Below are 5,747 nucleotides of genomic sequence, written 5' to 3'. Positions count from 1 at the left end.
ACAAATAGTGTCGCGTAAACACCGTGATGTTACGGGTTTTACCAATGCGCATTAATGCCTCATCTATCCAACCAAGCTTTTGTGCTTCGCTTGGGTTTATTCCCACTCCTGTTCCCATACCCGTCTTACTTACCCAAATATGTTGTGCCTTTAAATAAGACAAAATATCGAAGTTGTCGGCTATCGGGTTGTCACAACTAAATAGACAAGAAAACCCGTCGTGCCAAAGGCTCATCTGGTGAAACGACTGAGGAATATCGTCAAATCGGTTGATAATTATATCAACGGTACCTTGCTCTACATCCTGATAACTCACGTCACTTGGCGTCATGATATCCAGTCGTATTTTCGGTGCGATCTCACTTAACCTTTTCAGAAGAGGTTGAATAATTGTCGACTCTGCATAGTCACTCGCCATGATACGAAACACGCGTTCACTGTCTTCTGCATTAAACTCTGTGGTCGGTTGCAGTGTCTTCTCTACATTCGCCAAGATGTTTCGAATCAGTGGCTGCAACTTGTGCGCGCGTTCGGTCGGTATCATCCCTTCACTTGTTCTTACTAATAGCGGGTCTTCAAACAGATCACGTAATCGGCGAAGGCCATTACTCATCGCTGGCTGAGTAATACCCAATTGATTTGCTGCTCGTGTAACGTTTCTCTCACGTAGCAACATGTCTAAATACACAAGTAAATTAAGGTCTATACGAGCAATATTCATAAGAAAAATACCGAATATAATAACTATAAATTAACAAAATTATCACATACATGATTATTATTTGTCCATGGTTAGATTTAATCCAAATCAAATGACCTCGCCAAATTGGCCAACATGTCCACGTGAAACTAAGGAATAGTTATGTCGCAAATTACACAAGATATCGAAATGATTGAAGTTGCAAAAAGCGCTGCTGGTGCTCCATGGGATGCAATTAACCCTGAATCTGCTGCTCGTATGCGAGCTCAAAACAAATTCAAAACAGGTCTGGATATTGCGCAATACACGGCAGATATCATGCGTGCAGACATGGCGGCTTACGACGAAGACAGCTCTCAATACACTCAGTCTCTGGGTTGCTGGCATGGTTTCATCGGCCAACAAAAGCTGATTTCTATTAAGAAGCACTTTGATGGCAAGACTGACCGTCGTTACCTATACCTTTCTGGTTGGATGGTTGCTGCACTTCGCTCAGACTTTGGTCCACTTCCAGACCAATCTATGCATGAGAAAACATCCGTTGCTGGCCTAGTAGAAGAGCTATACACCTTCCTACGCCAAGCCGATGCACGTGAACTGGGTGGTTTATTCCGTGAGCTAGACGCTGCACGTGAAGCGGGCGATGTGAACCTACAAGATCGTATCCAAGACAAAATCGACAACCACGTGACACACGTAGTGCCAATCATTGCCGATATCGATGCTGGTTTTGGTAACGCAGAAGCGACTTACCTAATGGCTAAGCAGATGATTGAAGCGGGTGCTTGTTGTCTACAAATCGAAAACCAAGTAGCCGATGAGAAGCAATGTGGTCACCAAGACGGCAAAGTTACAGTTCCACACGCTGACTTCCACGCAAAACTTCGTGCGCTTCGTTACGCTTTCCTTGAGCTAGGCATCGACAACGGCATCATTGTTGCTCGTACCGATTCACAAGGTGCTGGCCTAACAAAAGAAATCGCGGTAGTGAAAGAGCCGGGCGACCAAGGTGACATCTACAACTCTTACCTAGATGTTGAAGAGATTGATGTTGCTGATATGGCTGAAGGCGATGTTTGCTTCAACCGTGACGGCAAGCTAGTTCGACCTAAGCGTCTACCTTCAGGCCTATACCAATTCCGCCAAGGTACTGGTGAAGATCGTTGTGTATTTGACTGTATCGAAGCAATCAACGCGGGGGCTGACCTACTTTGGATCGAGACTGAGAAGCCACACATCGGTCAAATCAAAGAGATGATGGACGGCGTACGTGAAGTACACCCTAATGCGAAACTAGTTTACAACAACTCTCCATCATTCAACTGGACGCTAAACTTCCGTCAGCAAGCTTACGATGCGATGGTAGCAGAAGGTAAAGATGTTTCAGCTTACGACCGTGCAAGCCTAATGAGTGCGGAATACGATGAGACTGAACTGTCTGCAAGCGCTGACGAGAAGATCCGTACATTCCAAGCAGACGCATCTCGTGAAGCGGGTATTTTCCACCACTTGATTACGCTACCGACTTACCACACTGCAGCGCTGTCTACTGACAACCTTGCGAAAGAGTACTTCGGCGACCAAGGCATGTTGGGTTATGTTGCGAATGTTCAACGTAAAGAAATCCGCCAAGGCATCGCATGTGTTAAACACCAAAACATGTCTGGTTCAGACATGGGTGATGACCACAAAGAGTACTTTGCTGGTGAGAACGCACTAAAAGCAGCGGGTGAAGCGAATACATCGAACCAATTTGATTAATCGCTAACACTTTGATTAGTCGCTAACGCTCTTGATTAATCGTTAACGCTAAAGCCTCCCCCGCCCTTCTCTCTTACTTAGGTAAGATCCGGGGGAAGGCTTTGAGATAAAGCTAGTACTGCCAGCTTTATCTCAAAGCCTCAGATTTGTGTTCCACACCACGGTTAACCTAACAACTTCTGTTTAAGCTAACCACATTGTTATTTTTTGAGATTCTTATTTGTTGAGAGTGCCTATGACTTCAATACCTACACACCTACAAGATGCAAAAACACTGTTATCAGAGAATGGTTTCGCGACGGGTGATACTTGGTATCACGGCACATCTTCAGCTTTATTGGCTCCTATTCAAGGCCAAGGCCTAAAACGCTCAGGTGACAAAGCGCTCAACGAAGCAGCTTCAAAAACCATGGCAACCATCGGCAACAACTATACCGAATCGGTTGAGCCAGTGTTTCTCACTCAGAGTAAAGAACTGGCGTATTACTGGGCTCAACAAACCGTTCGTGAGCGAGGTGTTCGCTTCGAAGGTGAAGAACAGCCTATCGTGTTAGCGGTAAACCTATCGGAAAAGCAACGTGCTAAAGTAAGACCGGACGTAGGCGCAATGAGTCTATTGATGATGAGTGTGGGCGAGCAATTCATGTCTCACCTCACTGAAATTTATCAAGCCAACAACATTGCAGGCCCCGACATCGAGCTTCGCACTGCAGATCGCATGGACTACCTCAATAAACTCGGTATGGCCTACATTGATGAAGACATCAGCAGAGCTTGTGTTCAGGAATTAGCTGAGCCCGAGCTGGCCGACTGAAATCGTTCAATAAATCAATCTTCTTAGAAACAAAAATGGCTCCCAATACGGAGCCATTTTTATTTGCTATCAGCCTATCCCACAAGATACAAGCACATCTAGATTATGAGCACAGAAGACCTTTCTGTGCAGGTTGCGTCATTTCGATGTCACCTTGTAGAGAACGGTAAACGATGGTGTTCCACACTTCACCATTATCCATTTCAAACTCAATAGCGTAATTCAAACCCGCGACAACCTGAGTTCGAACACTCAAGATCTGCTTGAGCTCAGCTGAAGTATTCATTTGGCCAAGAACTGCGTTTAAAGCTTGCTTAGCTTCTGGTGTAATCTCACTTTGCGACCAACCACCCGTCAGGTTTTTAGTGCTGCAGATAGGGTTCGCATTCTCTTGCGGCTGAGTTGGTACCTCTGATTTCTGACTACACCCAGCTAACGCCACGACACTAAACAAGGTTGCTATTCCAAGTAATGATGTTAATCGTACTTTCTTCATAAATTCTCTCTACCTCAATCGCTAACGAGGGATTACTCGCAATAATGTTTCATATGCAGGCAAGCTTAAACCTCGAATGTCATCACTTCATCAGAGATTATGGTGTAACTGGTCTATAAACACAGGAGATTGTCAGGAAAACAAACCGAGCACTGGAGCCCTGCGTTTATCCACCTGATATTTAAATCATTAAAATGGGTAGCGAAGGAATAAGCGAATATAAGAAAGATACAATCAATCAGTTAATTACATATTTAACACCAAAAACGTTCCCGCCACGATTGATAAGATGAGCTCATCTTGATGTGGATTATGATATTGGTTCAAAAAATAGATATTTGAAATTATTTTATAAATCCAAAAGTTTATGCTCGGCTTAATCATGTCTGATTTTAAAACTGTGATCCAGCCCTACAAGTTGTTGATAATAATGTATTTTATTCATCTGTGAATTTATTCAAATATGGCAAATCTTTATTGTTAAGGGTGAGTGCAAGTAGTAAAATCTCGCCCGATTATGCAACTTACTTCTCACACCATAGACACAAGTAAAGTTACGATTGGCTCTCTCAAAGTAACGTAACTTCAAACACATACCTAAAATCAGTGTCCTATAGATAGTGCAGATCAAATAAAAATAATTATATAAACCTAGGCTAGGTTAAACATGAAATTAACGTCGTCTTTAGGCTCACTGTTGGCTAGCAGTCTGTCTATCGAAATAAAACAGCGAGCGCTGATAGAGCTCGTCATCAGCACTTATCAGCCACAACAGCGCACTGAGCTTTTTCAAAACGTGACTGAATATCGTAGAAGCCAGTTAGAATTGCTTTTCCCAGAGCATCAAAACAAAAGCTACTCTGTATTGTTTGAGGTGATGGACTACCGCGATCTGATTCTGCGCTATCCAAATACACTATCTGCAGAGATTTCTCTTCTAGAGCAGGCCGTAGGGCAGTGCTATATGCATTGGCTAGATTTCTGGTGTGAGTGTGAAATTGCTGCGATCAAAGCAAAATCTCCATTAAATCCAAGCTCCATTTCTCATGTCGACCTCCCTATCAACGACAGTGCTTATTACGGTGCGATCATCGAACAGATAGAACATGAGCCACTTTTGGTACAAACACCGAGTCACCCACAAGGAATGCCAATCAGCGATGCCATTGCTTTAAGCAATCTTGAGGTGTTCATCAAGGGTGAGAAATGGTTTGAGATGCTGCCTTTATTACACCTTTCTCAGGCAGGTAAGCATTTTATTCTGCTCAAACATCCAGTCGATGAAGGCTTTCCGACACTGGTTTCCTCTACGCTGATTCAAGACTGGTCTAAGAATGACACTTGGCTAAGTTACGCACCGCCATTCAGCAATGAGCAATGGCAATACTGTTTACCCAATTACGGCTACGATGAACTCGCAAGGTTACAACTTTTCACACCGCCTACACTGTCAAAATGTTACTCTCTCCCAGAATTTGACCAACAATTCCAGTTACAATTGTCCGATCAAAATGCCCTATGTGAAGTGTTGCGTCTGACAGTCAGTGGCAATACCCAACAAAAGCTCTATTTCCTCTACCTTGCTCAAAAAGAGCTGATGAGTGTGTTACACCAAATAGGCTATAAGATTGGCTTCACTATTATCGAGCAACCTTTCATGCTTCAGTTTTATCAAACCATTGATTCTAAAGCATACTTCCATTCTGGGTATTGCGAATTAAATGATGATGGCACAACAATTTATCGTGGGTTCTGGAATTTCGAGATGATGGTAAAAGCGTTCAATAATGTCGATTTTCGGAGCTACAAACGCGCAGTGCGAGAAAGCCGAAAGTCATTAGAAAAATCGAGCTCGGTAAGAAAGGATGAACATGTTTGATTTCGGCCTAGAGGCGATCATCTATGCAAAAGCAATCACCCTGCTTGCAACCGTGGCAGTGGTTGTCATGTGGTTGTTCTATACCGAATCAACTTGA

5 protein-coding genes are annotated in these 5,747 nt (G+C 43.5%); 3 read left to right on the top strand and 2 right to left on the bottom strand.

What is annotated here, in order from left to right; all coding sequences use genetic code 11:
• The coding region (locus AB4484_RS25440; RefSeq protein ID WP_372080913.1) for a LysR family transcriptional regulator at nucleotides 1–721 on the bottom strand (721 nt) is incomplete at its 3' end.
• 141 nt (nucleotides 722–862) lie between these two features.
• Here AB4484_RS25440 and AB4484_RS25435 point away from each other — a divergent pair.
• Together AB4484_RS25435 and AB4484_RS25430 are read left to right on the top strand one after the other, a co-directional pair.
• A complete protein-coding gene (locus AB4484_RS25435; RefSeq protein WP_012600243.1) occupies nucleotides 863–2,461 on the top strand; it encodes an isocitrate lyase in 1,599 nt (532 codons plus the stop codon).
• A 235-nt stretch (nucleotides 2,462–2,696) separates the two neighbouring features.
• Nucleotides 2,697–3,275, top strand: a complete 579-nt coding sequence (locus AB4484_RS25430; protein WP_372080912.1) for a hypothetical protein — start codon at nucleotides 2,697–2,699, stop codon at nucleotides 3,273–3,275.
• A gap of 103 nt (nucleotides 3,276–3,378) precedes the next feature.
• On the opposite strand, the gene AB4484_RS25425 is transcribed toward AB4484_RS25430, so the two are convergent.
• Nucleotides 3,379–3,771: a cystatin domain-containing protein gene (locus tag AB4484_RS25425; RefSeq protein WP_048614685.1), complete on the bottom strand. Its 393-nt coding sequence runs from the start codon at nucleotides 3,769–3,771 to the stop codon at nucleotides 3,379–3,381.
• A gap of 667 nt (nucleotides 3,772–4,438) precedes the next feature.
• Here AB4484_RS25425 and AB4484_RS25420 point away from each other — a divergent pair.
• Nucleotides 4,439–5,650 (top strand): acyl-homoserine-lactone synthase, encoded by a 1,212-nt coding sequence (locus AB4484_RS25420; protein ID WP_372080911.1) that lies wholly within the window; start codon nucleotides 4,439–4,441, stop codon nucleotides 5,648–5,650.
• Nucleotides 5,651–5,747 lie beyond the last annotated feature (97 nt).

The organism is Vibrio sp. 10N.261.46.A3 (assembly GCF_041472995.1).
GTDB lineage: Bacteria > Pseudomonadota > Gammaproteobacteria > Enterobacterales > Vibrionaceae > Vibrio > Vibrio coralliirubri.
This window is presented reverse-complemented; position numbering and strand designations above follow the sequence as displayed.